Raw genomic sequence first — 26197 nt, forward strand, 5'->3', positions numbered from 1 at the left:
GGTCGGCGGCCATGGCCGAGCGCATGAACCGTGATCTGGTGTTTGACCACACCGACGCGGCGCGTGACCTGGGCTTCAAGCCCAGGGGTTTTGCGCTGACGGCAGAGGATGTGCCGCAATGAGCCAGATGGCAGTCATAATGGCCTTGATCGTGATGACCGCGCTGATAGCCTGGGGTGTGGCGGCATGGGTGTGCCACCGCGCCGAGGCGCTGGGCCTGGTGCAATTACCCAATCAGCGGTCTTCCCATGTGCAGCCGACGCCGAGTGGCGGCGGCTTGGGTATGGTGGTGGCCGGCAGCCTTGCCGGTGCGTGCTTGGTGCTGTTCTTTGGCTGGGTGCTCGGTGGCCTGGTGCTGGGGCTTGCTGCCGTGCTGGCTGCGCTGGGGCTGCGCGACGATGTTCACCCTCTGCCTGCACGGGTGCGGTTCGGTTTGCAGGTGCTGGTTTGTGCGGGGTTGCTATTGGCGCTGGGTGATGTGCCCGCCTTGTCCTTGCGCATGGGGCTGCAATTTCAGGTGACCGGTTGGGCCTTGTTTGGGCTGTTGCTGCTGATCGGGGGGTGGTGGATCAACCTGTTTAACTTCATGGATGGCATCGACGGCATAGCCGGGGCGCAGGCGGTGTTCATGTTGCTGGGCGGTGCTGCTTTGTCGGCCTGGGTTTATGCAGATGTGATATCTAACCCGGTTTGGGTGTTGATGTTGTGCGTTGCGGCGGCAACGCTGGGTTTTATGCTGCTCAATTGGCCACCTGCCAAAATTTTCATGGGCGACGTGGGCAGCACGTGGCTGGCGTTCATGGTGTTTGCGCTGGCGCTGCTTTGCGTTCAAGCCGGGTGGTTGAGTTACGCCGCCTGGCTGGTGCTGGCGGCGGTATTTGTGGTCGATGCCAGCGTCACGCTGCTGACCCGCTTGCTGCGCGGCGAGCGCTGGTATGAGGCGCATCGCAGCCATGCCTACCAACGCTTGGCTCGCCGATGGCAGGACGACCGCAAGGCAGGCCACCGCTCGGTCACTTTGCTTGTGGCTGCTATTAACGGCTTGTGGCTTGCGCCTTGGGCCTGGGCCTGTGTGCAATGGCCGGCCGGGTCGGTGGCGTTTGTGCTGGCAGCCTATTTGCCACTGGTGTGGGCGGCCTTGTGGTTGGGTGCCGGCCGGCCCGACCCCTGTTTGCCAGACGATGCGCGCGCAAGGAGCTGACCGCATGCTCCACTTAAAGCTGGCTCTTCCTTTGCTGGCGCTGCCGCGCCCGGTCAAGCGCGCGGCCGCACTGGCGCTGGATGTCTGCTTGATTGTCCTGACCGTTTGGATCGCGTTTTACCTGCGCCTGGATGAGTGGGTGCGTTTGTCCGGTGAGGGTCTGTACCAGCCCATGTGGGCGGTGCTGGCGTCGGGTCTCATTGCCTTGCCGTTGTTTATCACCCATGGCTTTTACCGGGTGATTTTCCGTTACTCGGGCATGACGGCAATGAAGATGGTGCTGCGGGCCTTTGCCCTGTATGCCCTGCTGTATGCCACAGTGGTTGGCGCCATTGGTCTGCCCGGGGTGCCGCGCAGCGTAGGCTTTATTCAGCCCATGCTGCTGCTGCTGGCCGTGGCTGCTTCGCGTGCGCTGGCGCGCTATTGGTTGGGTGGCCTGTACCAAAACATTTTCCGACGCATGAATCTGCCCAGCGCGGTGATCTATGGTGCAGGTCGGGCCGGCAGGCAATTGGCTCAGGCCTTGAGCCACAGCCACGAAATGCAGGTGCTGGCCTTTCTGGATGATGACGAGCGCCTGCACGGCCATGTGCTGAATGGTTTGCCCATACACAGCCCAAGGGACTTGCACGGACTGATTGAGACGCGAGGCGTGCGCACCGTTTTGCTGTCCATACCGTCGTTGCCACGGCAGCGGCGCAATGCCATTCTTGCTGACCTGTGTCCCTTGCGTGTGGCGGTGCGCACCCTGCCCAACCTTAGTGATCTGTCCCAGGGCCGCGTGAGCACGGCCGACCTGCACGAACTGGATGTTGACGACCTGCTGGGCCGCGAGCCTGTGGCGCCCATTCACACGCTGTTGGACAAGAACATTGTGGGCAAGGTGGTGCTGGTGACGGGCGCAGGCGGCTCCATTGGCAGCGAGCTGTGCCGGCAAATTCTGGCCTTGGCCCCGGCCAAGCTGCTGCTGATTGAGCAGAGCGAATTCGCGCTGTACAGCATTCACCAGGAACTGGAGCTCAGGCTCGCGGGCCGCACGGTCTTGCTGCCCTTGCTGGCCTCGGTACAAGACGACGAGCGCTTGCGCGAGATCATGTCCACCTGGCACCCGGATACGGTCTACCACGCTGCCGCCTATAAGCACGTGCCGCTGGTAGAGCACAACCCGGCCGCTGGCATCAAGAACAATGTGCTGGGCACGCTGCGCACCGCTCAGGCCGCTGCTGAGCACGGTGTGGCCAACTTTATGCTCGTCAGCACCGACAAGGCCGTGCGCCCGACCAACATGATGGGCGCCAGCAAACGCCTGGCCGAAATGGCCTTGCAGGCCTTGGCAGACACCGGCACCGGCACCAAGTTCAGCATGGTGCGCTTTGGCAACGTGCTGGACTCTTCGGGTTCGGTGGTGCCCAAGTTCCGCCAGCAGATTCGCGATGGGGGGCCTGTCACGCTCACACACCCCGAGGTGACACGCTACTTCATGTCCATTTCCGAGGCGGCGCAACTGGTCATTCAGGCCGGTGCCATGGCCAAGGGCGGCGACGTGTTCGTGCTCGACATGGGCCAGCCCGTCAAGATCATGGACCTGGCCCGGCGCATGGTCGAGCTCTCGGGTCTGACCGTGAAGGACGAGCACCACCCCGAGGGAGACATTGGCCTGGAGGTGACTGGTCTGCGCCCTGGCGAAAAGCTTTTTGAGGAGCTGCTCATCGGCGTTGATCCAAAACCCACCGATCACCCCCGCATCATGAAGGCGCACGAGGAATTCATGCCCTGGGCCGAGTTCAAAGAACATTTAAAGGTTCTGGAATTGGCCCTGAACATGAATGACGTGGGCGCGATCCGCCTGATGATGCGGCGGATGGTGGGCAGCTACACCCCGAGCGACGACATTGTGGACTGGGTGTACCTGGAGCAGAATGCTCAAGCCGCGGCGCTTGCATGAAGGCCGACGTTCATGACGGCGTCTGCCATGAGCGACACGCTGGCTTGGCAGACTCGGCATCTCAAGACGACCAATGTACGCTTGGCGAACCGCTAGGTGCTGTGTTTCGCACGATGTGTGCAGGCACTTGCTTGGTGCGCAAGGCTTGGTGCGGCTGGCGGGGATCACAAATCAAGCTGCAACCCGCATAAATACCAGGTTCTAACAAACTGAATTTACAGACTACCGCCAAAAGTACCGCTTTTTTTCAAAGTGTCGCCCCTTGTGGGAATTTTGACACGCCTTGATTCTAGGTGAAGCATCCCGAATCACCCCAAAACAGAACCAACCCATGCCCGTTTAGCGTAAACTGCAACCTATCATTTTGACAGGAGTCGGTTGGGTAAACCCGTCCAACCACCAGCTTGAACGGCACATCCGGCAATCATCGGCAGAGAGTTCCAACGTGGCCTTTGTCAAACACGCGTGGGGCCAAATGCGTGCTCGCCATGTGAACCAAGCGATGGTGATGGAGGTACTGCGCATGGGGCGCATGCACATACCGCCAGAACCGGACATTCGCTTCAGCGGCCTGAAATGCCGCATGGAACACTTTGTGTCGGGCATGAACGTGGCGGTGGTGGTTGCGGTGGAATACCCGGGACCTGACCTCACGGTGGTGACCGTCATTGATATAACGAAAGGCTAACTATGTACCACTACACCGACGGCGGGCTGCGCAATGTGTGGCTGGCCAATGGCTTTGAAATCAAAAAAACACCGTTTGGCGATGCAGTGACGTTCCACGACAGCGACGGCCTCACACAAGCCATCTGCCAAGCATTGGCGGGAAAAATCGGCATCCTCACGGGCGTTGAGCTGCGCTACATCCGCAGCGCAGGCATGGGACTGTCGCAGCCCGCGCTGGGCAAGCTAATGGGCATCGACGGCCAATCCATCGCCCGTTGGGAAAAATCCGGTAAGGTGCCTCGTTGGGCCGACAAACTGGTGCGACTGCTTTATGCCGGTCACGCCCAAGGCAATGAACCCATTTGCCGCGTGATAGAACGCATCAAGACAGTAGAGCGCATCGTTAAACAGCGCATCGTGGTGCAAGAGGATCGCGGGCACTGGACGCCCAGCGTGCAGGAAAGCGCTGACACCATTGCTGCCTGACTGGTTGGCGTGAAGTAGTGAGCCAGCGTATTCCGGGCGTGAGCAGATACCAAATTTGTAGCAAAAACAAACAACCAAGCCGCGCGGGCTGAGGGAGCCCCCACGGGGGCGGACGGGCAGACCAGCGCGCAGGGCTGATGCCGCGCAGCGGCGAAGCACAAGGGTGGGCGGGGGCACACACCACATGACTGGCCGTAGGCCACTGACCAATGCACAGGTGCCACGACAACCACAAGGGCGCGCAGACGGCGGCGCGTAGGGCGTGCCAACGACCGGGAAGCGCCGACGGCTGTGCGACCGACTCCAGCGAAGGCCACTTTGCATAACGCCTGTCAGTGCCATAGAACTCCTTTTGGCGGTATGTGGGTTTGCAGAATCTGCAAGTACCGCCAAATATGCTACTTCTTTGGCGGTATGTCATGTTACCGCTTGAAACCCTATGAGGCAAAGAAAAACCCGCTGTAGCTCTAAGCAACGCGGGTTTTGAGGTGTAGTGACACGTCCTAAAACGGTCGAATGGTGCGGCTGGCGGGGATCGAACCCACGACCCTTGGCTTCGGAGGCCAATACTCTATCCACTGAGCTACAGCCGCAGCGCTGGATGCAGCCACGCATTCTCGCACAAAGCGGCCCTCAGGCGCCTGGGCGCAGTGCGCGGCGGCACTGCACCGCTTCGGCCACGTGGCCCACGCCGACGCCGTGCGCTGCAGCCAGGTCGGCAATGGTGCGTGCCACGCGCAGCACGCGGTGGGTGCTGCGCGCACTCCAGCCAAACCGGGTTGCGGCGCTGTGGAGAAACTGCAGCGCTGCCGCATCGGCATGCACGTGTTGTTCCAGCAGCAAACCCGCCAGCGCCTGATTGGAATGACCTTGGCGCGCCTGGGCGCGCTGGCGCGCGCTGCACACGCGCTCGCGCACCAGCGCGCTGGACTCTGCGGCGCCGCTGCGCAGCAATTCTTCGGGCTGCAGGGTCGGTACCTCGATGTGCAGGTCGATACGGTCAAGCAGCGGCCCACTGAGCCGGCCCTGGTAGCGCGCAATCTGCTCAGGCGTGTCGCGGCAAGCCTTGCTAGGATGTCCAAGAAAGCCGCAGGGGCAGGGATTCATGGCGGCTATGAGCTGGAAGCGGGCCGGAAATTCGCTTTGCCTGGCCGCGCGCGAAATGCGGATCATCCCGTTTTCCAATGGCTCGCGCAGGGCTTCGAGCGCCGCACGCGCAAATTCGGGAAATTCATCCAGGAACAACACGCCATGGTGCGCAAGCGATATTTCTCCTGGCCGCGGCGGCGAACCACCACCGACCAGAGCCACCGCACTGGCGCTGTGATGGGGTGCGATGGTCGGGCGCTGACCCCAGCGCTCGAGGCTAAAGCGTCCGGCCAGCGAGCTCACGGCTGCTGATTCGAGTGCTTCGCTGCTGCTCATGGCTGGCAGCAAGCCGGCAAAGCGCTGCGCCAGCATCGACTTGCCCGAACCCGGCGGGCCTACCAGCAAGAGGCTGTGGCCGCCGGCAGCGGCAATTTCCAGCGCCCGGCGCGCACCTGCTTGGCCTTTGACGTCGGCCAAGTCGGCATAAACCGGCGCCTGGGCGTTCGGTGCCACTGTCAACTGCTGCCAGCCAGCGTCTGCGCCAGCAGGCGGGTCTGCGGCGCCCGCCTGCTCAGGCAGGAAGCGCGCCACCACGTCGAGCAGGTGGCGCGCACGGTAGACCTGCGCCTGCGGTACCAGCGCGGCTTCTTCGGCGCTGCCACACGGCAGCACCAGGCGCAGCGGCAACGGGTGCGCTTGCTGGTTTTTTTCGGCGTCACGGTGCAAAGCCAGGCTCATCGCCAGCGCTCCACGCACTGGGCGCAATTCGCCGCCCAGTGAGAGTTCGCCGGCAAATTCCCAACCCTGCAGCCGAGCGGTGCTGATTTGGCCACTGGCGGCCAAAATACCGAGCGCAATCGGCAGGTCGAAGCGGCCCGAGTCTTTGGGCAGATCGGCCGGGGCCAGGTTGACGGTGATGCGCTTGTTGTTGGGAAAGTCCAACCCGGCATTGGCAATTGCCGAGCGCACGCGCTCGCGCGCTTCCTTCACCTCGGTGTCGGCCAGTCCTACCAGCGTAAAACTGGGCAAGCCATTGGCTAAGTGCACCTCCACTTGCACCGGCCGCGCCTCCAAGCCAAGCAAGGCCCGGCTGTGTACCCGCGACAGACTCATGCGATCAAGCCCCTTTTTTGGTGCGCATACCCACAGACCAGTTTTTGTCGACCAATGATGCACTTGTTTGGTGCGTCGCACCAAGACGTAACAAACCACCGGTTGCAGCGCTGGTCTTGATCATGACACAGACCGCGTTGACAGTCCGACTTGAGAACTGGGAGCCTGAGGAGCTGACAGACAGGCTTCCCATCTTACGGGGTGGGTTGCAGCAGATGAAAACCAGACGACGCCAATATCTGGCACGGTTCATGCTAACCAAGCCAGTGCTTGCTTTCGTCCCCTCGTCGTAGCAACGGTCTGGGCCTCTGTCTTATTGTTTCAAGGAATCTGAACATGAAAATGGTTACCGCCATCATCAAACCGTTCAAGCTGGACGAGGTGCGCGAAGCACTCTCTGGCATGGGCGTGCAAGGCATCACAGTCACCGAGGTGAAGGGTTTTGGCCGCCAAAAAGGGCACACCGAGTTGTATCGCGGCGCCGAGTACGTGGTCGATTTTCTGCCCAAGGTGAAGATCGAGGCCGCCGTGGGCGAAGAGTTGGTCGAGCGTGTCATAGAGGCCATCGAAGCAGCGGCACGCACCGGCAAAATCGGAGACGGCAAGATTTTTGTCACCTCGCTAGAGCAGGTGGTGCGCATACGCACCGGTGAAACAGGCAAGGATGCGCTTTGAGCGCAGCCCCTGAGTCGCACACGTCAAGAAAGATCAAGATCATGAAAAAATTCTTAGCCAAATTGTTTCTGGGCCTGGGCCTGGCCCTGGGCGGCCTGGGCGCCATGGCACAGACCGTCCCTGCCGAGACCGCGCCGCTTGCCGAGACCGCGCCGCTTGTTGCCGCGCCCGCCGTCGAAGCCACTCCCGCTTTGGCCGCGCCCGACGCCCCTGCCCTTGCAGCACCCACGCTGGTCGTTGAGCCGGCGCCAGCGGAGGCTGCACCCACCGTGGACAAGGGCGATGTGGCCTGGATGATGATTGCCACGGCTTTGGTCATCATGATGATCATTCCCGGCCTGGCCATGTTCTATGGCGGCATGGTGCGCAGCAAGAACATGCTGTCGGTCTTGATGCAGGTAATGACCGTGTTCTCGCTCATCATGGTGCTGTGGGTGCTGTACGGCTACAGCCTGACCTTCAGCGGTGAGGGGCTGATCATCGGCAATCTGGACAAGGTATTCCTGCTGGGAGTCACGCCCGATTCGCTCGCCGCCACCTTCACCGCTGGCGTGATGATTCCCGAATTCATCTTCATCGCTTTTCAAGCCACCTTTGCCGGCGTCACCTGCGCACTGATTGTGGGTGCGTTTGCCGAGCGCATGAAATTCAGTGCCGTGCTGTTGTTTTGCGCTCTGTGGTTCACCTTCAGCTACATCCCAATCGCGCACATGATCTGGGGCGCCGGCGGCTACTTGTTTGAAAAGGGCAAGCTCGACTTTGCCGGTGGTTCGGTGGTTCACATCAACGCGGCCATTGCCGGCTTGGTGGGTGCTTACATGCTGGGCAAACGCATCGGTTATGGCAAGGAAGCCATGACGCCGCACAGCCTGACGCTGACCATGTTGGGTGCTTCGTTGCTGTGGGTGGGTTGGTTTGGCTTCAACGCCGGCTCCAACCTGGAAGCCACGGGGGGTGCCACGCTGGCTTTTATCAACACGCTGGTGGCCACCTCGGCTGCGGTGCTGGCCTGGTGCATCGGTGAGGCCTTGTTCAAAGGCAAGGCCTCGATGTTGGGTGCGGCGTCCGGCGCTGTGGCAGGTCTGGTGGCTATCACGCCGGCTTGTGGTTATGTCGGCCCTATGGGCGCCATTGTGATCGGACTGCTGTCTGGCTTCCTGTGCCTGTGGGGTGTCAATGGATTGAAGAAGATGCTGGGCGCCGATGACTCGCTGGATGTCTTTGGCATCCACGGTATCGGCGGCATTCTCGGCGGCTTGCTGACCGCGGTTTTTTCGGCCGCTTCGCTCGGAGGCATCAAGGGCGGTGATTACGCCATCGGCAGCCAATTGATGGTGCAGGCCGAAGGCATCGTCATCACCTTGGTCTGGTCTGGCGTGGTGGCCTTCGCCGCCTACAAGGTAGTCGATTTGGTACTGGGTCTGCGAGTCTCGGAAGAAGCCGAACGCGAAGGTCTGGACATCAGCTCGCACGGCGAATCGGCCTACTCACGCTGAGTTTTTATGCTCCACGCGGGGCCGTGTGCAAGCTTAGAGCTGCACGCGGCCCAGCGATTCACCCGCGCTACCCAGTGTCGAACTTTGGGAACGCGGGTTTTTTGCTTGCGCCAGCGGCACGAAACCGCGCAGAAAAAGCCTATCGGGCAGTTAATATGGCGGTCATGATTGCAAGCTCAACCGATCGCCCTGAGCCTTTGATTGATCAAGTCCGCGCGGCAGCGGCCAGCCGCTCGCCGCTGCGCATCGTCGGGGGCAACAGCAAATCTTTCTACGGCCAAGCTACGCCGGGTCAGGTGCTCGATACCCGCCTCTGGCGCGGCATCACCAGCTACGAGCCAAGTGAGCTGGTGGTCACAGCGCGCGCCGGCACGCCGCTGGTTGAACTGGAAGCGCTGCTGGCTACACAAGGCCAATATCTGCCCTTCGATCCACCGCATTACGGCCCTGACAGCACCGTTGGCGGTATGGTTGCTGCTGGACTGTCCGGCCCAGCGCGCGCCAGTGTGGGCAGCGTGCGTGACTTCGTGCTCGGGGTGCAACTTATCAACGGCAGCGGCGAGTGGCTGACTTTTGGCGGTCAGGTGATTAAAAATGTCGCCGGCTACGACGTCAGCCGCCTCATGGTCGGCTCAATGGGAACGCTGGGCGTAGTCACCGATGTCTCGCTCAAGGTGCTGCCGCTGCCGCTGGCCGAGGCCACACTGGTGTTTTCTCTACCCCAGCACGAAGCGCTCGAACAGTTGCACCGCTGGGGCGCCCAGCCGCTGCCACTCAACGCCAGTTGCTGGGTCCGGGACGCCAGCCAGCCGGACGCGCCCGAACTCTTGTTCGTGCGCCTGCGCGGTGCACGGGCAGCGGTGCAGTGGGCTGTTGATCGCATCTGCCGTGAAGCCGGTGGTGGGCAGCGCATAGACAATGCCCAGGCTGGGGCCGATTGGGCCGCCTGCGCCGATCAGCGTTTGCCTTTTTTTAGACCTGCGCAGCTTGAGTCAGCCGATCAGACGGATCGCTCGCTGTGCCTGTGGCGCCTGTCGGTGCCGGCCACGGCGCCCGTATTGCACTTGCCCGGTCCGCTGGCGGCAGCGCCGCAGATGATCGAGTGGCACGGTGCGCAACGCTGGCTCTGGGCCTCTTTTTCTGCAGCGGCCGAGTTGCGCGCTGCTGCTGCCGCAGTAGGCGGCCACGCTTGCTTGTTTCGCGCTGGCGCCGACGGCGCAGCCGACGTGCCGCGCTGGGACCGCCAAAGCCCCACACTGGCGGCCATAGAGCAGCGCTTGCGCGCTTGCTTCGACCCATTCAGCATTTTTAACCCGGGCCGCATGATTTGAACCCGGCGCTTTCGCAGGGGCGATAGGCCTGATTTTCACCAGCAGTTTGCACGTACCAGGAGTTTGCATGATCCAGCATATTTTCACCGTTCATGGAATGACCTGCAGCCATTGCGAAAAAGCAGTCATCGACGCCATTCGCAAGCTCGATCCGCAGGCCCAGGTGCGGATCGAGCGCACGCAAAACCGGGTCGAGGTGGATAGCGAGCTCGCGCGCGAGACATTGCTGGCTGCAATTGAGGAGGAAGGCTATCGGGTGGCGGCATGACTGCACGACAGCCTGCCTTTTGTGATATGGTGCCCAAGATTTTCAAGCCAAATGGCTTGATATGCGTCAAAATCTGAACCAAATTTGACCGTAAGCTGCCCTGATATGGAATTCGACCTCATCATCATCGGCGCTGGGCCAGCGGGTCTTGGTCTGGCGCGTGCTTTGCGCGGCAGCGCTTTGCGTATTTGTTTGGTCGAACAACAAGCGCTGCACGCGCTGCAGCAGCCTGATTTCGATGGTCGGGAAATTGCGCTCACCCAGCACAGCGCGTCGCTGTTGCGCCAGTTTGGTATCTGGGCGCTGCTGGGCGCGCAGCACATCGCGCCACTGAAAGACGCGCTTGTAATCGACGGTGACCGCGCCTCGGCGCAGGCGCGCATGTGTATCAGCCAGCGCTTGAGTGCTGCGCCCGAACTCGGTTATCTGGTGGGCAACCACCACATCCGCCGTGCCTCTTTTGCGGCCGCCCTGGCCGCTGCCGACGAGCTTGGCGCGCCACCCGAATTGCGCTGTAATGAACGCGTCTGCCATGTGTACAGCGACGCACAGGCCGCCTACGTCAAGTTGGCCAGTGGGCAAACGCTGCGGGCTCGTTTGGTCGTGGCAGCCGATAGCCGCCACTCCTTGAGCCGGCGTGCGATGGGCATTGCGGCCGACATGCACGACTACGGTCGCAGCATGCTGCTGTGCAACATGACGCACGAGCGGGCGCACGATCAAACCGCCTGGCAGTGGTTTGGCCACGGTCAGACGCTGGCTTTGTTGCCCATGAACCCCTGTCCCGAATCCGGCTTGGCGCGTTCTTCGGTCGTGCTCACCTTGCCTCAGCGTGATCTGACGGCTTTGCTGGACTTGCCTGACGACGCATTCAACGCAGCCATGGTGCAGCGTTTTGAGGGACGCCTAGGAGCCATGACGGTGACGAGCAGCCGCCATGTCTACCCTTTGGTCGGTGTCTGGGCGCGCCACTTGGTGGCACAGCGCTTTGCCGTGGTAGGTGACGCCGCAGTAGGCATGCACCCAGTAACCGCACATGGTTTCAATCTGGGTCTGCGCAGCATTGAAACGCTCTCTGGCTTGCTCATCAAGGCCTTGCGCAAGGGACAAGACATCGCTGCGCCTGTTTTGCTCGAGCGCTACCAGCGCCGCCACCAGTGCGACAGCCGTGGCCTGTTTTTTGCCACCCATGCGGTGGCTACGCTTTACACGCGCGAACAGGCGCCAGCGCGCTTGTTGCGTCAGGCTTTGTTGCACCTGGGCGAGCGCTGCACACCCTTCAAGCGTGCCTTGGCTGCCAGCCTGACTGGTTGAACCGATTTTCATTTTCAAGCGCTAAGCTGGTGCGGTACGCACCACAGCAGATGCAGGCGCTTGTTCTGCCTCGTTCGCTCGCTTTGCAGCAGCGACCATTCATTTTCATTGTTTTTCAGGATTTCTGATGGACAAACACTACCTCAGCCCTTTGTTTCAACCTGAATCGATTGTCATATTTACGGGCAATCCAGATCAAGTCGAACAGCAAACCGCTTGCGCAAACACGCTGTCGCAAGCCTTGCGCGCGCAGCGTTTCAGCGGCACTCTGACTTTTCTGGACATTCATACCAGCGGCACCTTGGCTGATTTGGCCCATACCCGTGCCGATCTGGCCATCATTGCCTTGCCGCCCACGCAAGCAATCGAGGCACTGGAGGTGGCCGGCCGAATCAAATGCCGCGCCGCTTTGGTGTTAGGTGATGGCATTGCGGTTAAGCAGGCAGCGGAACTGCGCCGGGTGGCGCAGTTACACGGCATGTATCTGCTGGGCCCCAACAGCACCGGCTTGCAACGGCCCAGTTGCGGCCTCAACGCCAGTGTGTCCGGGCCCTTGGTCAGCAACGGTTCTTTGGCCCTGGTGTCGCAGTCGGGCGCACTCACGGCTTCCATTCTGGATTGGGCGGGTCAGAACGCGGTGGGTTTTTCCACCGTCGTCACCATTGGCAAAAATGCTGCCGTAGATATCGATCAGGTGCTCGACTTTTTGGCTTCAGACGCCAAAACACACAGCATCGTGATCTATTTGGAAGGTATTTCCAACGCCCGCCGTTTCATGAGTGCTCTGCGTGCTGCCGCCAGTATCAAACCGGTGGTGGTGCTCAAGGCCGGTCGCAAACGGGCCGGTAATCTGGCGGCAAAAACCCATAGTGGGGCCATCGTTGGCAGCGACGATGTGTTCGACGCCGCGCTGCGTCGTGCTGGCGCGGTACGGGTGCGCTCATTCGTCGAATTGTTCTCTGCTGCCAAATGCCTGGCTTCTCGCTACTTGCCGGTGGGTCGGCGCCTGGCCATCATCACCAACGGCGGCGGCCCTGGTGTGCTGGCAGCCGACTGGATCAGCGAAATCGGGCTCGAGCTCGGCCGCCTTTGTGCCGAGAAGGTGCTGGCACTGCAGCCCAAATTGTCTGAGCTTGCTTCCGTGTCCGATCTGATAGACCTCGGTGAAGAAGCCAGCCCGGCACACTACCAAGCCGCTATCGAAGCGGCGACTTCGGATTCGACAATAGACGGTGTGCTGGTGGTGCATTCACCTAAGCCCGGGGTCGATGCGGTAGAAGTTGCGCGTGTCTTGACGAACCAAAAAACCCGTCAGAGCAAACCCTTGTTGTGTTGCTGGATGGGCGATATTTCTGTTCTGCAAGGACGCATTGAACTCAACAACGCCAACATCCCGAGTTTTCGCACCCCGGAAGCTGCTGTGGGGGCATTTGGCAATATAGCCAACTTCTATCAGAACCAACAACTGCTGCAACAAACGCCTTCACCCTTATCGAGTCTGGCGCAACCAGATATTGAGGGTGCACGTCTGCTGATTGAAAACGTCTTGTCCGAGCGGCGCAAGGTGCTGACTGAAATGGAGTCCAAAGCCTTGCTGTCGACTTTTCACATACCCGTGACCCAGACCATTTTGGCGCGTAACTCCAATGAAGCCATGATGATAGCGAGCCAACTGGGTTATCCGGTGGCGCTCAAGATCGACTCACCCGACATCAATCACAAATCTGATGTCGACGGCGTGGTGTTGAACGTTTTGAACGCCGTCGACGTGCGCGACAGTTACAACCAGATGATCCAGTCTGTTGGCCGCTGGCAACCCTCTGCGCGAATCAACGGCATCACGATCCAGAAAATGGCGAACAGCAAACGCGGGCGCGAAATCAACATCGGTCTGGTGACCGACGACATTTTTGGTCCGGTGATTGCTTTTGGTGCCGGCGGCACCATGATAGAGCTCATCAACGACCGTACCATGGAGCTGCCTCCGCTGAATCAATTTTTGGCACGTCGACTGATTGAACGTTCGCGTGTGGCAGAAACACTGGGTGATTGGCGCGGCGCCAACGCCATCAACCGCGAGGCACTCGAGCGCGTGTTGCTGCGGGTTTCAGAGATGGTGTGCGAGCTGCCACAACTGCGCGAAATGGACATCAACCCCATCATCGTTGATCAAAACGGTGCGGTAGCGGTCGATGCACGCATCGTTGTCGACAGCGCACCCACCACGGCGCGCAACTACGCACACCTGGCCATCCTACCCTATCCAGCGCGTTACGAGCAGGTCTGGCCGCTGCGTGGTGGGGGTGCGTACACCATTCGACCGATTCACCCGGACGACGCTCAAATGCTGCAAGAACTCATGCGCAGCCTTTCCTCCGAGACACGTTACTTTCGTTTCATCTCCAGCGCACGAGAACACTCACCTGCCATGCTCTCACGTCTGACACTGATTGACTACGACCGTGAAATGGCCTTGGTGGCGATTTACCGGGAAATCAAGAAAGATGAAAACGCCTCTACCACGACGGTAGATCGCATCGTGGGCGTCTCGCGTTACATCACCAACCCCGATAAAACCAGTTGTGAATTTTCGCTCGTGGTGGCTGATGATTTTGCTGGCAAGGGTTTAGGCGCGCGTCTGATGCTCAGCATCATGGAAGAAGCGCGCGACAAAGGACTTTCAGCGATTGAAGGCCTGGTGTTGGCAAACAACTCCGGCATGTTGAAGTTGATGAAAAGTCTGGGTTTTTCTATCACAACTTATGGTGAAGACCCCGATTTTAAGTGGGTTTCGCGCTATTTGTAAAATGTTACACACTTAATTACACAAATTAAGGTTTTGAAAGTTGTCGCCGTCTGAGGGGCTGCTTCTCTCTCTTTATCTTGATGTCTCTAATTCAAAATAGCAGTAGTAGTAGGCTTCGTCTTTTTTGAGGAAAAGTCTGTTTTTTTGTTTTCTGGCAACAAGTTAGCACCTTACAAAAGCTGTGTTCGAGCGTGCAGTGCGAAGGCGGTGAAATGGGGATAAGATTTGTTTTTCCATTTTTCTGTGGATAACATGAGAGATATCATAAAGTTATCCACATAGTTGTTGAAAATTTTTCGTTTTGCGCCTGTTTGAAGTCTATAAATCAAGCTGTTTTGCTAAAATGCTCCCCTTCACCGCGCTGGGTGCTTGTTTTTCTTGCTGCACAGGCCGGTAGTCACCGGACTGTTTTTTGGTTTTTTGCGTCCACTACCCTATGTCGGTTGCTCTGACTGCCCAAAAGCCTGTCACGTTTGAGATCAAGAGTGCCAACCTGTCGCTGGTGGCGCTGCTGCTTAAGACGTCCGACATCGGTCGCCTGAGTCAAGAATTCAAGCAGCGTTTCAATGACCTGCCCGATTTTTTTGATAACGATCCCCTGCTGATCGATCTGCATTTTTTGCAGGCCGCAGAGCCCGCGGTTCAGATCGACTTCCCCGCTTTGCTAGACTTGTTGCGCCAACACCGGCTCAAGCCACTGGTGGTGCGTTCTGGCAGCCCGGCGCAGATGGCGCAAGCCTTGGCTGGTGGCTTGGTTTGTGCACCCGAAGTCAGCGGCCAGCGGCGTGTTGAGCCGCTGGCTTCGCTTGCACCGTCCAGCATGGCAGACGCGCCGCTTGCAGCGCCCACGCCGCAGCCTGCCATTCCTGCCAGCGCCTTGGTGATTGATAAACCCTTGCGGTCGGGGCAGCAGGTTTATGCGCGCGGGCGCGATCTGGTGCTGCTGTCCATGGTCAATCCAGGCGCCGAAGTGATTGCCGATGGCCATATTCACGTCTACGCGCCGCTGCGCGGCAAGGCGATGGCGGGTGCACGCGGCAACACCGAGGCACGTATTTTTGCGCTGTCCATGGCGCCTGAGTTGCTTTCTATTGCTGGCATTTATCGCACCAGCGAGGTGTCTTTACCGCAGACGGTGTTGGGTTTGGCTGCGCAAGTGCGCTTGCAAAGTGGCCATGAGGGCGACAAGCTGATTGTCGAGCGCCTGAGCACATAAACTCGTTCCGATCGGTTCGACCATACTTTTCTATCGAAAAGAAATTTTTACATGAGCAAAATCGTCGTCGTGACTTCAGGCAAGGGTGGTGTGGGAAAGACCACCACCAGCGCCAGTTTTTCTGCAGGTCTGGCTTTGCGTGGACATAAAACTGCCGTGATCGACTTCGATGTCGGCCTGCGCAACCTCGATCTGATCATGGGTTGCGAGCGCCGCGTGGTGTACGACCTGATCAACGTGATCCAGGGCGAGGCCAATCTGAATCAAGCGCTGATCAAGGACAAACAGTGCGACAAGCTGTTCGTCTTGGCGGCCAGCCAGACCCGAGACAAGGAAGCCTTGAGCCAGCAAGGCGTATACCAGGTGCTGTGCGACTTGGCCGACATGGGGTTTGATTACATTGTTTGTGATTCGCCAGCAGGCATCGAAACCGGTGCCTTGATGGCGATGCACTACGCCGACGAGGCGCTGGTTGTCACCAACCCCGAGGTTTCCAGCGTGCGCGATTCCGACCGCATTCTCGGCATGTTGAGCAGCAAGACCCAGCGTGCGATCGATGGCCGCGAACCGATCCGGGAACACCTGCTCATCACACGCTACAACCCGGCACGCGTGGCCGAAGGGCAGATGCTTTCGCTGCAAGACATACAGGACATTTTGCGCATTAGACTCATCGGTGTGATTCCCGAGAGTGAAAGCGTGCTGACGGCTTCCAACCAGGGTCTGCCGGCGATTCACTTAAAAGGCACCGAAGTGGCCGAGGCTTACGCCGACGTGGTCGAGCGATTTTTGGGTGCAGAAAAACCGCTGCGTTTCATCGATGCGGAAAAAATCGGCTTCTTCCAGCGCGTGTTTGGAAGGAAGTAAGCCGATGTCTTTACTGTCCTTCTTGCTGGGTGAGAAAAAAAAGACGGCCAGCGTTGCCAAAGAGCGCTTGCAGATCATCCTGGCGCACGAGCGCAGCGGGCGCAGCGCCGCGCAGCCCGACTACCTGCCTGCGCTGCAGCGAGAACTGGTTGCCGTGATCAGCAAGTACGTGCGCATCAACCCGGACGACATCAAGGTGCAACTGGATCGCCAGGATAACCTGGAAGTGTTGGAAGTCAAGATCGAGCTGCCGGATCGAAAATAAAGCGCTGCCAGCGCATAGCAGCGTAGCATGCTATATTAGTCGGCTGGTCTTGACTGAGCATTGGCGCCCGAGGTCTCCATTCCAGCGGCACGTGCAAGGGCTCACCGACCGTACCAGTGCTCTGCTTCATGTGCTTGGCGCGCTGGGCAGAGTAGCAAACCCTAATGAACCCTCCCGGTTCAAGGCACCGAAACGGTCAAGCAGGAACAAGGTCGGCCTGACAGGCGGGTATGCAGCCGTTTTTCCGCGCGCCTTCCCCACCCGATTCGTTTTTGCATTCAGATCCCAAGCACAGGAGCCGTACATGGCCAAGGAAGAATTGATAGACATGATGGGCATCGTCAACGAGGTGCTGCCCGATACGCGTTTTCGCGTCACGCTGGACAACGGGCATCAGTTGATTGCTTATTCAGCCGGCAAGATGAAAAAGAACCACATACGCATTTTGGCAGGTGATCGCGTTTCGCTCGAACTCTCGCCCTACGACTTGAGCAAGGGACGGATCAATTTTCGTCACATCGAGGGACGTGGCCCGTCGGCACCGCGCAAGCCGCGCTGAGTGCGACGGGCGCAAGCGCAAGCGCAGCCCGTCCAACCACAAGCCGTCGCAGACTTATGCGCACGCGTTTGTGCCGTGGCACCGATTCAGCAGCGCTTGCGCCGGGCCCGCACCGCAGCGGCCAATTGTTCCAGCACCGGCACGGTTTGCTCGAAGCTGATGCAGGCGTCGGTCACGCTGACGCCGGGCTGCAGCGGCTGGCCTGGCACGATGTCTTGCCGGCCCTCTTGCAAATGGCTCTCTAGCATCAGCCCCATGATGCGGGCGTCTCCTGCGGCCACCTGTGCCGCTACCTGTGCCGCCACCTCGATTTGTTTGCGGTGCTGCTTGCTGCTGTTGGCGTGCGAGACGTCGATCATAAGCTGTTCGCGCAGTCCAGCCGCTTGCAATAGAGCGCAAGCGGCCTGGACATCAGCGGCACTGTAGTTGGGCTGCTTGCCGCCGCGCAGGATAAGGTGGCAGTCTGGGTTGCCTCGGGTCTCGAAAATAGCGGTCTGACCCATCTTGGTCATGCCCATGAAGGAGTGCGCGGCCTGTGCTGCCAGCAGCGCATCGACCGCCACTTTCACGTTGCCGTCGGTGCCGTTTTTGAATCCGACCGGACACGACAAACCGCTGGCCAGTTGGCGGTGGCTTTGGCTTTCGGTGGTGCGCGCGCCGATGGCGCCCCAGCTCACCAAGTCGCTGATGAATTGCGGTGAGAGCAGATCCAAAAACTCGGTCGCTACCGGCAGACCCAGTGCCAGCACCTCGAGCAGCAGCGTGCGCGCCAACTCCAGGCCTTCATTGATGGCAAAGCTTCCGTCCAGGTGTGGGTCGTTGATATAACCTTTCCAGCCCACGGTGGTGCGTGGTTTTTCGAAATAGACCCGCATCACCAGCAGCAAATCGTCTTGCAGCACATCGGCTTGCCATTTGAGCAGCCGTGCGTAATCCATGGCTTGTTGATGTTGGTGGATCGAACACGGCCCGAGTATCACCAGCAGCCGGTCGTCTTGTGCGTGCAACAAGCGGGTGATGGCGGCGCGGCTGTTTTGCACCAGGGTCTGGGTGCTGGCGGGTGCGGGCAGCCATTCCTGCAACAAGGCCGGTGTAATCAGAGGCCGCACGGCGGCAATGCGCAGATCGTCGGTGCGGGTGGCGTCGTCGGTGACGGGTGTTGCGGGGCTGGTGTGAACGTGCGGGCTCATGGTGGGCTGGATTCAGGGGAAAAAATCAGGCGATCTGTACTGTAGCGCGTCGGTGAGCGCGATGTTGTGGCGCAGCCGATTGGCGTAGCATGTGGTCTTCTCCCTCATTGCCCATGCCACCCACACGCTGCACAGGAGTTGTACCCATGTCTGATGCCGGTGACTTGACTTTTGACGGCCGTGCCTTCATCAATGGCGAGCGTGTGCACGCGCGCGACGGCCGCACATTCGACGATATTTCGCCCATAGACGGCCGCTGCTTGACTGCGGTGGCGCGCTGCGCGGCACCCGACATCGACCTTGCCGTCGCGGGCGCGCGCGCCGCCTTTGAAGACCGGCGCTGGCGTGGCATGGCGCCCGCAGCGCGCAAGCGCGTGCTGATCCGGTTTGCCGAGCAGGTCTTGAGCTGCACACAGGAACTGGCGCTGACCGAAACGCTGGACATGGGCAAGCCCTTGCAGTACGCACGCAGTGTGGATGTGAAAAGCGCAGCCCATTGCATACGCTGGTACGGCGAGGCGATCGACAAGGTCTATGGCGAGATCGCGCCCACGCCCGGCAGTGCGCTGGCGCTGATCGAGCGCGAACCGATCGGCGTTGTCGCAGCGGTCGTGCCCTGGAACTACCCTCTCATCATGGCGGCCTGGAAAATTGCGCCGGCGCTGGCAGCAGGCAATTCGGTTGTACTCAAACCGAGCGAGAAGTCGCCGCTGAGTGCCTTGCGCTTGGCCGAACTGGCGCTGGCTGCAGGTGTTCCGCCCGGGGTGTTCAACGTCGTCCCCGGCCTGGGTGTTGAAGCCGGCAGCGCATTGGCGCTGCACATGGACGTGGACTGCATTGCCTTTACTGGCAGCACACGCGTGGGCAAGCAGATTCACGTCATGGCCGCTCAGAGCAACTTGAAACGCGCCTGGACCGAACTGGGCGGCAAGTCGGCCAATATTGTTTTTGCCGACTGCCCCAATCTGGAGCACGCGGTGCAAGCGGCGCTGCAAGGCATTTTCTTCAACCAGGGCCAAAGCTGCAACGCGCCCTCGCGCTTGTTTGTACAGAACTCGATCAAAGACGAATTTTTGGACCAAGCGCTGCGCCTGCTGCCGAACTACCAGCCGGCCAACCCGCTCGATGCGGCCACCGTGATGGGCGCGATCGTCGATGTAGCGCAACTCGATAGCGTGTTGCGCTACATCGATTTGGGGCAGAGCGAAGGCGCGCGCTTGTTGGCCGGTGGCGCACGGGTGCATCCGGTGGCTGGCGGCTGCTACGTGCAACCGACCATTTTCGACGCCGTGACGCCGCAAATGACGATAGCGCGCGAAGAAATTTTTGGTCCGGTGTTGTCGGTGCAAAGTTTTGACGACACAGCCGAGGTGGTGCGACAGGCCAATTGCAGTGACTACGGCCTGGCGGCGGCGGTCTGGACGCGCGACATCAACCGGGCGCTGGGTGTGGCGCGCGCGCTGCGCGCCGGCATGGTGCATGTGAACCAGTTTGACGAGGACGACATCACGGTGCCGTTTGGCGGCTTCAAGCAAAGCGGCATTGGGCGCGACAAATCGCTGCACGCGTTCGATAAATACACCGAGCTCAAGACCACCTGGATCCGGGTCGACAGTCCGCTCTGAGCGCCATCCATTTGCGCCACACGCTTAATTTGAACGGAGAGATGCATGCACACCATTGAGCCACTCGAGACCTTGCACAGCAACGTTGCTTGGCAGCAGCGCCGTTTGGCAGCCACCCCACGCGGTGTGGCCGTGCTGGGCGACTTCTTTATCGAACGGGCTAAAAATGCCGAGTTCTGGGACATCGAGGGCCGGCGCTTCATTGACTTTGCCGGCGGCATTGCGGTGCTCAACACCGGTCACATCCACCCCCGGGTGCAAGCGGCGATTGGAGCGCAATTGGAGCGCTTTACGCACAGTTGTTACCAGGTGGTGCCGTACACTGAATACGTCACGCTGGCTGAGCGCATCAACGCCTTGGTGCCGATTGATGGGCCGGTCAAGACGGCGTTTTTCTCCACCGGTGCCGAGGCGGTAGAAAACGCTGTCAAGATCGCCCGCTACAGCAGCGGGCGCAGCGGCGTGATTGCTTTTGGCGGTGCCTTTCACGGCCGCAGCCTGCTGGCGCTCACGCTGACCGGCAAGGTGTACCCCTATAAAGCCGGCTTTGGCCCGCTGCCACCCGAAATTTACCACCTGCCGTATCCGGCCGAAGGCGTTTCGCTGCCGGCGGTGCAGCAGGCGATGGAGCACCTGTTCCAGTGCGACATCGAAGCGGCGCGTGTGGCCGCCATCGTATTCGAACCGGTGCAGGGCGAAGGCGGCTTCCACGTGATGCAGCCGCCCGCCGTGCAGTGGTTGCGTGATCTGTGCGACCGGCACGGCATCTTGTTGATCGCCGACGAGGTGCAGACCGGCTTTGCGCGCACCGGCAAAATGTTTGCCATGGAGCATTACGGCGTTTCGCCCGACCTGATGACCCTGGCCAAGAGCATGGGTGGAGGCACGCCGCTGTCGGCCGTGTGCGGGCGCGCCGCTTTGATGGACGCGCCGGCGCCGGGCGGTCTGGGCGGCACCTACGCGGGCCACCCGCTGGCCATAGCCGCTGCGCACGCGGTGCTGGACGTGATGGAACAAGAGCAGTTGCCGGCGCGCGCGCACGCACTCGGTGCCCGGTTGCGTATGCAGTTGAACGCCCATGCCAGCCGTCAGCCGCGCATTGGCGCGGTACGCGGCCTAGGCGCCATGTTGGCGTGCGAACTGGTTGACCCGGTTTGCGGCGCGCCCGACGCCGGTGCCGCCAAGCGGGTACAGGCCGCCGCGCTCGAGCGTGGTCTGCTGTTGTTGACCTGCGGCGTACACGGCAATGTGCTGCGTTTTTTATTTCCGCTCACGATCGAAGACAGCGTGTTCGCCGAAGGCCAAGCCGTGCTCGATGCAGCCTTGGCAACGGCGCTGGCCTGAGAGCAGGCGCCCGCTTTACTTCTTCGAACAGGTGTTCCAGCCCAGCAGGCTGTAGGGCGGACACCAGCCTACCAAGCCGGTTAGCAGCGGCACGACGCCCACATAGCCCCAAACGCCGACGCTGCCGGTGGCAGCGGCAGCGATCAGGGCCAAGCCGACGGCGATGCGCAAAATGCGGTCGATGCCACCCACGTTTTTTGTCATGTCGATTCTCCAGAGAAAAACCAAGGCTCATGTCGAGCGGTGCCCAGATTCTGCGGCACGCCTGCATTTAAGCTGTTGCAGCGCGCGCGGTCTGTGACCGAGGTCACCAAGTCAACGACATCAGGGGCGAAAAGACGCGGTTTTATGTTCCAGATAGCGCGCAACACTGCACGGGTGTTTGCGCTGTTGATCGGTTGTGGTTTGTCAAGCGGACGCGGTGGACAGCGCGCGCAAGCCCGCGCTGTTGCGGATGGTGATGCATTCGCGCGAGAGCTCGACCAGACCGTCGCGTTCGAAGCGGTGCAGCAAGCGGGTGATGATTTCGCGTACCGTGCCCAACTCGTCGGCCAGCGCCTGGTGCGTGCGGTGCAGCCGGGGGCCGTGACCGAGCAAGGCGGCGGCCAGACGGGCGTCGAGCCGCTGAAACGCCACCGCTTCGATCAAGGCGGTCAAATCGGCCATGCGCTGGGCAAACAGGCCGAGCACGAAAGCGCGAAACACCGTATCGGCCAGCGCGGCCTGGAAATCGGCTGGCGCCAGCAGCATCAAGCGGGTGGCGCAACTGGTCACGCCGCGCGCACTCAGCGCTTGGGCGGCAAACAGGCTCGACGATGAGACCAGGCACAGCTCGCCCGGCAGCACGCGGTAGAGCTCGAGTTCGCGCCCGTTGGCGCTGCTGCGCGAGACGCGCACCTCTCCACTCAACAGCAGGGGAAAGCCGGCGCAGACGTCTTTCTCGCGGAACAGGGTAACGCCCGCAGGCACCGATTCCAGGGGCAACTGCTGCGCCCGCTGCCCCAGCGCGGCCAGCGCGGGGTAGAGCAACAGAAGCTGGTTCCAGTCGGTGACGTTCATGAGGGCATTGTAAAAGTGCTTCTGACGCAGCGGTCGGCACGCAAAGCCGGCTGGCCTGCTGCGCTGCGCTGGGGCGGCGAAGGTTTAGATGGCCGCCGGCGCCAAGATGCGCGCCGCCCACAGGGTTTGCTGCACCACGGCATGCGCACCGGCACGGTCGGCGGCAAGGGCAAGCGTGCCGGCGGCGTCGAATGCCAAGTCGGCCCGGGCCAGGGAGAACTGGCGTGGCGTTATCCAACACTGCAAATTCAACAGCAGCGGCGCCAGATGCGACAGGCCGCGCAGACCGCCCAGGGCACCCGGTGAGGCGCTGAAAAGGCCGACCACTTTGCCGGCAAAGGCTTTTTCTGCACTGCTCCAAAGCGGATCGCCAGCGATTGGACTGGATACCCAGTCGATGGTGTTTTTCAACAGCGCCGGATAGCTGCCGTTGTATTCGGGCGCACAAATCAACCAAGCCGCATGGGCGTGAAAAATTTCTTTTAGCCGGATCACATCATGCGGTGTGCCGCGCGCTTGCAGATCGGCGTTGTACAGGGGCAGATCGAAATCAGCGAGTTCGAGCCGGCTGACCGACGCTGCGTCGGCTTGAGCCATGTCGGCAACGACCGCCGCCAAGCGTCGGTTCAGGGATTGGGCGCGCGTGCTGCCGGCGAAGACTAGGGTTTTGACTGGGGTGTTCATGCGCTCATTGTGTCGCGCAATCCGAGTCCATGCGCAGCCACAGACAGCAAGGGTTGCACACCGCGCCGCGCCGGGTCGAACACAGCTTGGGTAAAGGTGGGAAAATCGCTCCTTGGCCCGCAGCCTGCAAGCGCTCGGGCACCCCCTTGCATCAGTGGGCCCGCGTCGGCCCGGGAGAGTGGCCGCCATGTTGTATCCGCAAGAGTTTGACGTCATCGTCGTCGGTGGCGGTCATGCCGGGACCGAGGCCGCACTGGCAGCCGCGCGCATGGGCTGCAGCACACTGCTGCTGAGCCACAACATCGAGACTTTGGGTCAGATGAGCTGCAACCCGTCGATAGGCGGCATTGGCAAGGGTCATTTGGTCAAGGAAGTCGATGCGCTGGGCGGCGCGATGGCGCTGGCCACCGACGAGAGCGGAATTCAGTTTCGCATTCTCAACAGCTCCAAGGGCCCGGCGGTGCGTGCCACCCGGGCTCAGGCCGACCGCGTGTTGTACAAAGCGGCGATTCGTCGTCGGCTGGAATACCAGCCGAATTTGTGGCTGTTCCAGCAAGCGGTGGAAGACCTGCTGCTGCAAGGCGAACGCGTGGCCGGCGTGCTGACACAGGTGGGCGTGCAGTTTCGCGGCCGCAGCGTGGTACTGACGGCAGGCACTTTTCTGGACGGGAAAATTCATGTCGGCCTGAACCACTACGGCGCCGGGCGCGCCGGCGATCCGCCGGCGGTTTCTCTTTCGGCGCGACTGAAAGAACTCAAGCTGCCGCAGGGGCGCCTGAAAACCGGAACACCGCCGCGCCTGGACGGCCGCAGCATCGACTATGCACGCTGCAGCGTGCAGCCCGGCGACGGCATGCCCGGCGGCCAGAACGCCGCGCAACCGGTGCCGGTGTTCAGCTTTCTGGGGCGGCCTGAACAGCACCCGCCGCAGTTGCCGTGCTGGGTCACGCACACCAATGCCCGCACGCATGACATCATTCGCAGCGGTTTTGACCGCAGCCCCATGTTCACCGGCAAGATCGAAGGCGTAGGGCCGCGTTACTGTCCGAGCGTGGAAGACAAAATCAATCGCTTTGCCGACAAACCGAGTCATCAGATTTTTCTTGAACCCGAGGGTCTGAGCACGCACGAGGTCTACCCGAACGGCATTTCCACCAGCTTGCCGTTCGACATTCAACTGGCGCTGGTGCGCAGCATGGCTGGGCTGGAGGGCGCTCACATCTTGCGGCCCGGTTACGCGATCGAGTATGACTATTTCGACCCGCGCGCGCTCAAAAGCAGTTTCGAGACCAAACAGATTCAGGGTTTGTTCTTCGCCGGCCAGATCAACGGCACCACCGGCTACGAAGAAGCGGCGGCGCAAGGCCTGTTGGCTGGACTGAATGCCGCGCTGCAGGCCAGGGCCGAGGCGCCCTGGTGCCCCGGGCGCGACCAGGCTTACCTGGGCGTGCTGGTGGACGATTTGGTGACACAGGGCGTGAGCGAGCCTTACCGCATGTTCACCAGCCGGGCCGAATTCCGCTTGCAATTGCGCGAAGACAACGCCGACCTGCGGCTGACCGAGATTGGGCGCCGCCTGGGACTGGTCGATGACGAGCGCTGGGACGCCTTTAGCCGCAAGCGCGACGCGATTGCGCTTGAAACCGAGCGACTCAAGGCCACCTGGGTCAACCCGCGCACGCTGCCGACGGCCGAGTCCGAGCGGGTGCTGGGCAAGGCAATCGAACACGAACACAGTCTGTTCGACCTGCTGCGACGCCCGGGCGTGTCCTACGCCGACTTGATGAGCCTGGACGGCGCAAGGCATGCCAGCGCCATGGTTTCACGTGAAACACTGGGTGATTTGCTGTCGCCGGTGCTGGCGCAGGTGGAGATTGCGGCCAAGTACGCGGGCTACATCGAGCGACAAAAGAGCGAGGTCGAGCGTGCGGCACATTATGAAAACCTGCGTCTGCCGGACCAGTTGGACTATTTTCAGGTCAGCGCACTCTCGATCGAGGCGCGGCAGAAGCTGGCGCAGCACCGGCCGCAGACGCTGGGCCAGGCTGCGCGCATCTCAGGCATCACGCCAGCCAGCATTTCCTTGTTGCTGATTCATCTGAAGAAGGGTGGCGGCAAAGGCTTGGCAGCGCTGTCAGTGGCATCAGATCAGGCGTCGGCATGAGTCGCTCGGCTTTGACGACTGGTTTGCAAAGCCTGGGCTTGACGCTAAGTCCGGCGCAGCAGGCTGGCCTGCTGGAATACCTGGATTTGCTGCAAAAGTGGAACCGGGTTTACAACCTGACGGCGCTGCGCCAGCCGCACGAGATGCTGACGCATCACCTGTTTGACAGTCTGGCAGCGCTGGCGCCGCTGCTGCGCCAGACCGGCGGGCGGCCGCTGCGTTTGCTCGACGTGGGTTCCGGTGGCGGTTTGCCGGGCGTCGTGATTGCCATTGCCTGTGCGCAGACGGATGTGACTTGCGTCGATGCCGTAGCCAAGAAAGCGGCCTTCATTCAACAGGCGGCAAGCACGCTCGGGCTGACGAATTTGCACGGTTTGCATGCACGTGTCGAGAGCTTGCGCCCAGACGAGGGGGCTGGTTTCGACCTGGTGTGTTCGCGCGCTTTTGCCGCGCTGCCAGACTTTGTCACCTGGTCGCGCGCAGCGCTCAATCCGGGTGCGGTCTGGCTGGCCATGAAGGGCAAGTACCCGGCGGATGAATTGCAGGCGCTGGCGGCAGCGGCCCCGTGGGTCGAGGTGTTTCACGTGGAACAGGTGCAGGTGCCTGGCCTGGACGCGCAGCGTTGTCTGGTCTGGCTGCGTGAGCGCGCCTCTGCTGCAAGCATCCCAGCCGCCGACATCGCCAGGGCTTGACGTACACTTCCCCACTCATTGAGAGCCATTGTCCATGCGTGGCGTTGCCGACTGCGGCGTGTTCGTCGTCACCATGATGTTGTTCCTGCCCGTTTCCGGGCCGGGTATTCTGGTGCTCACCACGTTGACCAGCAAGGGC

General features: G+C 61.0%; 23 protein-coding genes and 1 tRNA gene. 18 read left to right on the forward strand and 6 right to left on the reverse strand.

The window, feature by feature from the left end; translation table 11 throughout:
* The first annotated feature begins 127 nt into the window (after positions 1-127).
* From EST26_RS09705 to EST26_RS09720, 4 genes are all read left to right on the forward strand, one after another.
* Positions 128-1201, forward strand: a complete 1074-nt coding sequence (locus tag EST26_RS09705; RefSeq protein WP_291067418.1) for a glycosyltransferase family 4 protein — start codon at positions 128-130, stop codon at positions 1199-1201.
* 4 nt (positions 1202-1205) lie between these two features.
* On the forward strand, positions 1206-3146 hold the full coding sequence (locus EST26_RS09710; protein WP_291067420.1) for a nucleoside-diphosphate sugar epimerase/dehydratase: 1941 nt from the start codon (positions 1206-1208) through the stop codon (positions 3144-3146).
* A 445-nt stretch (positions 3147-3591) separates the two neighbouring features.
* The gene (locus tag EST26_RS09715) at positions 3592-3834 is read left to right on the forward strand and encodes a hypothetical protein (RefSeq protein WP_291067421.1); all 243 of its coding nucleotides are present in this window, start codon (positions 3592-3594) and stop codon (positions 3832-3834) included.
* Positions 3835-3869: 35 nt separating this feature from the next.
* The gene (locus EST26_RS09720) at positions 3870-4301 is read left to right on the forward strand and encodes a hypothetical protein (protein WP_291067422.1); all 432 of its coding nucleotides are present in this window, start codon (positions 3870-3872) and stop codon (positions 4299-4301) included.
* Positions 4302-4818: 517 nt separating this feature from the next.
* Here EST26_RS09720 and EST26_RS09725 read toward each other — a convergent pair.
* Both EST26_RS09725 and EST26_RS09730 read right to left on the reverse strand, forming a co-directional pair.
* Positions 4819-4894 (reverse strand) — tRNA-Arg (locus EST26_RS09725).
* A 40-nt stretch (positions 4895-4934) separates the two neighbouring features.
* Positions 4935-6503, reverse strand: coding sequence for a YifB family Mg chelatase-like AAA ATPase (locus EST26_RS09730; RefSeq protein WP_291067423.1), 1569 nt, complete (start codon positions 6501-6503; stop codon positions 4935-4937).
* Positions 6504-6839: 336 nt separating this feature from the next.
* Here EST26_RS09730 and EST26_RS09735 point away from each other — a divergent pair, with 336 nt between their 5' ends.
* The 10 genes from EST26_RS09735 (at position 6840) to infA (ending at position 17300) form a co-directional block, all read left to right on the forward strand.
* On the forward strand, positions 6840-7178 hold the full coding sequence (locus EST26_RS09735; RefSeq protein ID WP_291067424.1) for a P-II family nitrogen regulator: 339 nt from the start codon (positions 6840-6842) through the stop codon (positions 7176-7178).
* A gap of 41 nt (positions 7179-7219) precedes the next feature.
* The gene (locus EST26_RS09740; RefSeq protein WP_291067426.1) at positions 7220-8674 is read left to right on the forward strand and encodes an ammonium transporter; all 1455 of its coding nucleotides are present in this window, start codon (positions 7220-7222) and stop codon (positions 8672-8674) included.
* A gap of 164 nt (positions 8675-8838) precedes the next feature.
* Entirely contained in the window at positions 8839-10005 is a 1167-nt protein-coding gene (glcE, locus tag EST26_RS09745; RefSeq protein ID WP_291067427.1) for a glycolate oxidase subunit GlcE, read from the forward strand.
* Between the two features lie 70 nt (positions 10006-10075).
* A complete protein-coding gene (locus EST26_RS09750) occupies positions 10076-10273 on the forward strand; it encodes a cation transporter (RefSeq protein ID WP_291067485.1) in 198 nt (65 codons plus the stop codon).
* A gap of 105 nt (positions 10274-10378) precedes the next feature.
* On the forward strand, positions 10379-11587 hold the full coding sequence (gene ubiM, locus EST26_RS09755; protein WP_291067428.1) for a 5-demethoxyubiquinol-8 5-hydroxylase UbiM: 1209 nt from the start codon (positions 10379-10381) through the stop codon (positions 11585-11587).
* 127 nt (positions 11588-11714) lie between these two features.
* Positions 11715-14393 carry a bifunctional acetate--CoA ligase family protein/GNAT family N-acetyltransferase gene (locus tag EST26_RS09760; protein ID WP_291067429.1) on the forward strand — a complete coding sequence of 893 codons (2679 nt, stop codon included), beginning with the start codon at positions 11715-11717 and terminating at the stop codon, positions 14391-14393.
* Positions 14394-14829: 436 nt separating this feature from the next.
* The gene (gene minC, locus EST26_RS09765; protein WP_291067432.1) at positions 14830-15609 is read left to right on the forward strand and encodes a septum site-determining protein MinC; all 780 of its coding nucleotides are present in this window, start codon (positions 14830-14832) and stop codon (positions 15607-15609) included.
* A gap of 51 nt (positions 15610-15660) precedes the next feature.
* Positions 15661-16476, forward strand: a complete 816-nt coding sequence (minD, locus tag EST26_RS09770) for a septum site-determining protein MinD (RefSeq protein ID WP_291067433.1) — start codon at positions 15661-15663, stop codon at positions 16474-16476.
* Between the two features lie 4 nt (positions 16477-16480).
* On the forward strand, positions 16481-16741 hold the full coding sequence (gene minE, locus EST26_RS09775; protein WP_291067435.1) for a cell division topological specificity factor MinE: 261 nt from the start codon (positions 16481-16483) through the stop codon (positions 16739-16741).
* A 304-nt stretch (positions 16742-17045) separates the two neighbouring features.
* Positions 17046-17300, forward strand: coding sequence for a translation initiation factor IF-1 (gene infA / locus EST26_RS09780; protein ID WP_291067437.1), 255 nt, complete (start codon positions 17046-17048; stop codon positions 17298-17300).
* An 86-nt stretch (positions 17301-17386) separates the two neighbouring features.
* Here the strand turns inward: infA and EST26_RS09785 are convergent, their stop codons facing one another.
* Positions 17387-18490, reverse strand: coding sequence for a 3-deoxy-7-phosphoheptulonate synthase (locus EST26_RS09785; protein WP_291067439.1), 1104 nt, complete (start codon positions 18488-18490; stop codon positions 17387-17389).
* Positions 18491-18636: 146 nt separating this feature from the next.
* Here EST26_RS09785 and EST26_RS09790 point away from each other — a divergent pair, with 146 nt between their 5' ends.
* A complete protein-coding gene (locus EST26_RS09790) occupies positions 18637-20115 on the forward strand; it encodes an aldehyde dehydrogenase (protein WP_291067441.1) in 1479 nt (492 codons plus the stop codon).
* 45 nt (positions 20116-20160) lie between these two features.
* On the forward strand, positions 20161-21459 hold the full coding sequence (gene gabT, locus EST26_RS09795) for a 4-aminobutyrate--2-oxoglutarate transaminase (protein WP_291067443.1): 1299 nt from the start codon (positions 20161-20163) through the stop codon (positions 21457-21459).
* A gap of 15 nt (positions 21460-21474) precedes the next feature.
* On the opposite strand, the gene EST26_RS09800 is transcribed toward gabT, so the two are convergent.
* From EST26_RS09800 to EST26_RS09810, 3 genes are all read right to left on the reverse strand, one after another.
* Positions 21475-21663 (reverse strand): DUF2892 domain-containing protein, encoded by a 189-nt coding sequence (locus EST26_RS09800; RefSeq protein WP_291067445.1) that lies wholly within the window; start codon positions 21661-21663, stop codon positions 21475-21477.
* Between the two features lie 204 nt (positions 21664-21867).
* A complete protein-coding gene (locus EST26_RS09805; RefSeq protein WP_291067447.1) occupies positions 21868-22518 on the reverse strand; it encodes a Crp/Fnr family transcriptional regulator in 651 nt (216 codons plus the stop codon).
* 84 nt (positions 22519-22602) lie between these two features.
* Positions 22603-23202 carry an NAD(P)H-dependent oxidoreductase gene (locus EST26_RS09810; RefSeq protein WP_291067449.1) on the reverse strand — a complete coding sequence of 200 codons (600 nt, stop codon included), beginning with the start codon at positions 23200-23202 and terminating at the stop codon, positions 22603-22605.
* A 187-nt stretch (positions 23203-23389) separates the two neighbouring features.
* Between EST26_RS09810 and mnmG the strand changes: the two genes are divergently transcribed.
* Together mnmG and rsmG are read left to right on the forward strand one after the other, a co-directional pair.
* Complete coding sequence (gene mnmG / locus EST26_RS09815) at positions 23390-25366, forward strand: tRNA uridine-5-carboxymethylaminomethyl(34) synthesis enzyme MnmG (RefSeq protein ID WP_291067451.1); 1977 nt, start codon at positions 23390-23392, stop codon at positions 25364-25366.
* Positions 25363-26058: a 16S rRNA (guanine(527)-N(7))-methyltransferase RsmG gene (gene rsmG, locus EST26_RS09820; RefSeq protein WP_291067453.1), complete on the forward strand. Its 696-nt coding sequence runs from the start codon at positions 25363-25365 to the stop codon at positions 26056-26058. The genes mnmG and rsmG overlap by 4 nt, the downstream gene beginning before the upstream one ends.
* Positions 26059-26197 lie beyond the last annotated feature (139 nt).

Origin of the sequence: Hydrogenophaga sp. (assembly GCF_014773545.1) — a bacterium.
In the GTDB taxonomy this organism is placed as follows: Bacteria; Pseudomonadota; Gammaproteobacteria; order Burkholderiales; family Burkholderiaceae_C; genus Hydrogenophaga.

Excerpts from the sequence above, each read along its gene's own strand:
- EST26_RS09705 (WP_291067418.1), top strand. The coding sequence starts at position 128 with ATGGCAGTCATAATGGCCTTGATCGTGATGACCGCGCTGATAGCCTGG.
- EST26_RS09710 (WP_291067420.1), top strand. The coding sequence starts at position 1,206 with ATGCTCCACTTAAAGCTGGCTCTTCCTTTGCTGGCGCTGCCGCGCCCG.
- EST26_RS09730 (WP_291067423.1), bottom strand. The coding sequence starts at position 6,503 with ATGAGTCTGTCGCGGGTACACAGCCGGGCCTTGCTTGGCTTGGAGGCG.
- EST26_RS09735 (WP_291067424.1), top strand. The coding sequence starts at position 6,840 with ATGAAAATGGTTACCGCCATCATCAAACCGTTCAAGCTGGACGAGGTG.
- EST26_RS09740 (WP_291067426.1), top strand. The coding sequence starts at position 7,220 with ATGAAAAAATTCTTAGCCAAATTGTTTCTGGGCCTGGGCCTGGCCCTG.
- glcE (WP_291067427.1), top strand. The coding sequence starts at position 8,839 with ATGATTGCAAGCTCAACCGATCGCCCTGAGCCTTTGATTGATCAAGTC.
- ubiM (WP_291067428.1), top strand. The coding sequence starts at position 10,379 with ATGGAATTCGACCTCATCATCATCGGCGCTGGGCCAGCGGGTCTTGGT.
- EST26_RS09760 (WP_291067429.1), top strand. The coding sequence starts at position 11,715 with ATGGACAAACACTACCTCAGCCCTTTGTTTCAACCTGAATCGATTGTC.
- minC (WP_291067432.1), top strand. The coding sequence starts at position 14,830 with ATGTCGGTTGCTCTGACTGCCCAAAAGCCTGTCACGTTTGAGATCAAG.
- minD (WP_291067433.1), top strand. The coding sequence starts at position 15,661 with ATGAGCAAAATCGTCGTCGTGACTTCAGGCAAGGGTGGTGTGGGAAAG.
- minE (WP_291067435.1), top strand. The coding sequence starts at position 16,481 with ATGTCTTTACTGTCCTTCTTGCTGGGTGAGAAAAAAAAGACGGCCAGC.
- infA (WP_291067437.1), top strand. The coding sequence starts at position 17,046 with ATGGCCAAGGAAGAATTGATAGACATGATGGGCATCGTCAACGAGGTG.
- EST26_RS09785 (WP_291067439.1), bottom strand. The coding sequence starts at position 18,490 with ATGAGCCCGCACGTTCACACCAGCCCCGCAACACCCGTCACCGACGAC.
- EST26_RS09790 (WP_291067441.1), top strand. The coding sequence starts at position 18,637 with ATGTCTGATGCCGGTGACTTGACTTTTGACGGCCGTGCCTTCATCAAT.
- gabT (WP_291067443.1), top strand. The coding sequence starts at position 20,161 with ATGCACACCATTGAGCCACTCGAGACCTTGCACAGCAACGTTGCTTGG.
- EST26_RS09800 (WP_291067445.1), bottom strand. The coding sequence starts at position 21,663 with ATGACAAAAAACGTGGGTGGCATCGACCGCATTTTGCGCATCGCCGTC.
- EST26_RS09805 (WP_291067447.1), bottom strand. The coding sequence starts at position 22,518 with ATGAACGTCACCGACTGGAACCAGCTTCTGTTGCTCTACCCCGCGCTG.
- EST26_RS09810 (WP_291067449.1), bottom strand. The coding sequence starts at position 23,202 with ATGAACACCCCAGTCAAAACCCTAGTCTTCGCCGGCAGCACGCGCGCC.
- mnmG (WP_291067451.1), top strand. The coding sequence starts at position 23,390 with ATGTTGTATCCGCAAGAGTTTGACGTCATCGTCGTCGGTGGCGGTCAT.
- rsmG (WP_291067453.1), top strand. The coding sequence starts at position 25,363 with ATGAGTCGCTCGGCTTTGACGACTGGTTTGCAAAGCCTGGGCTTGACG.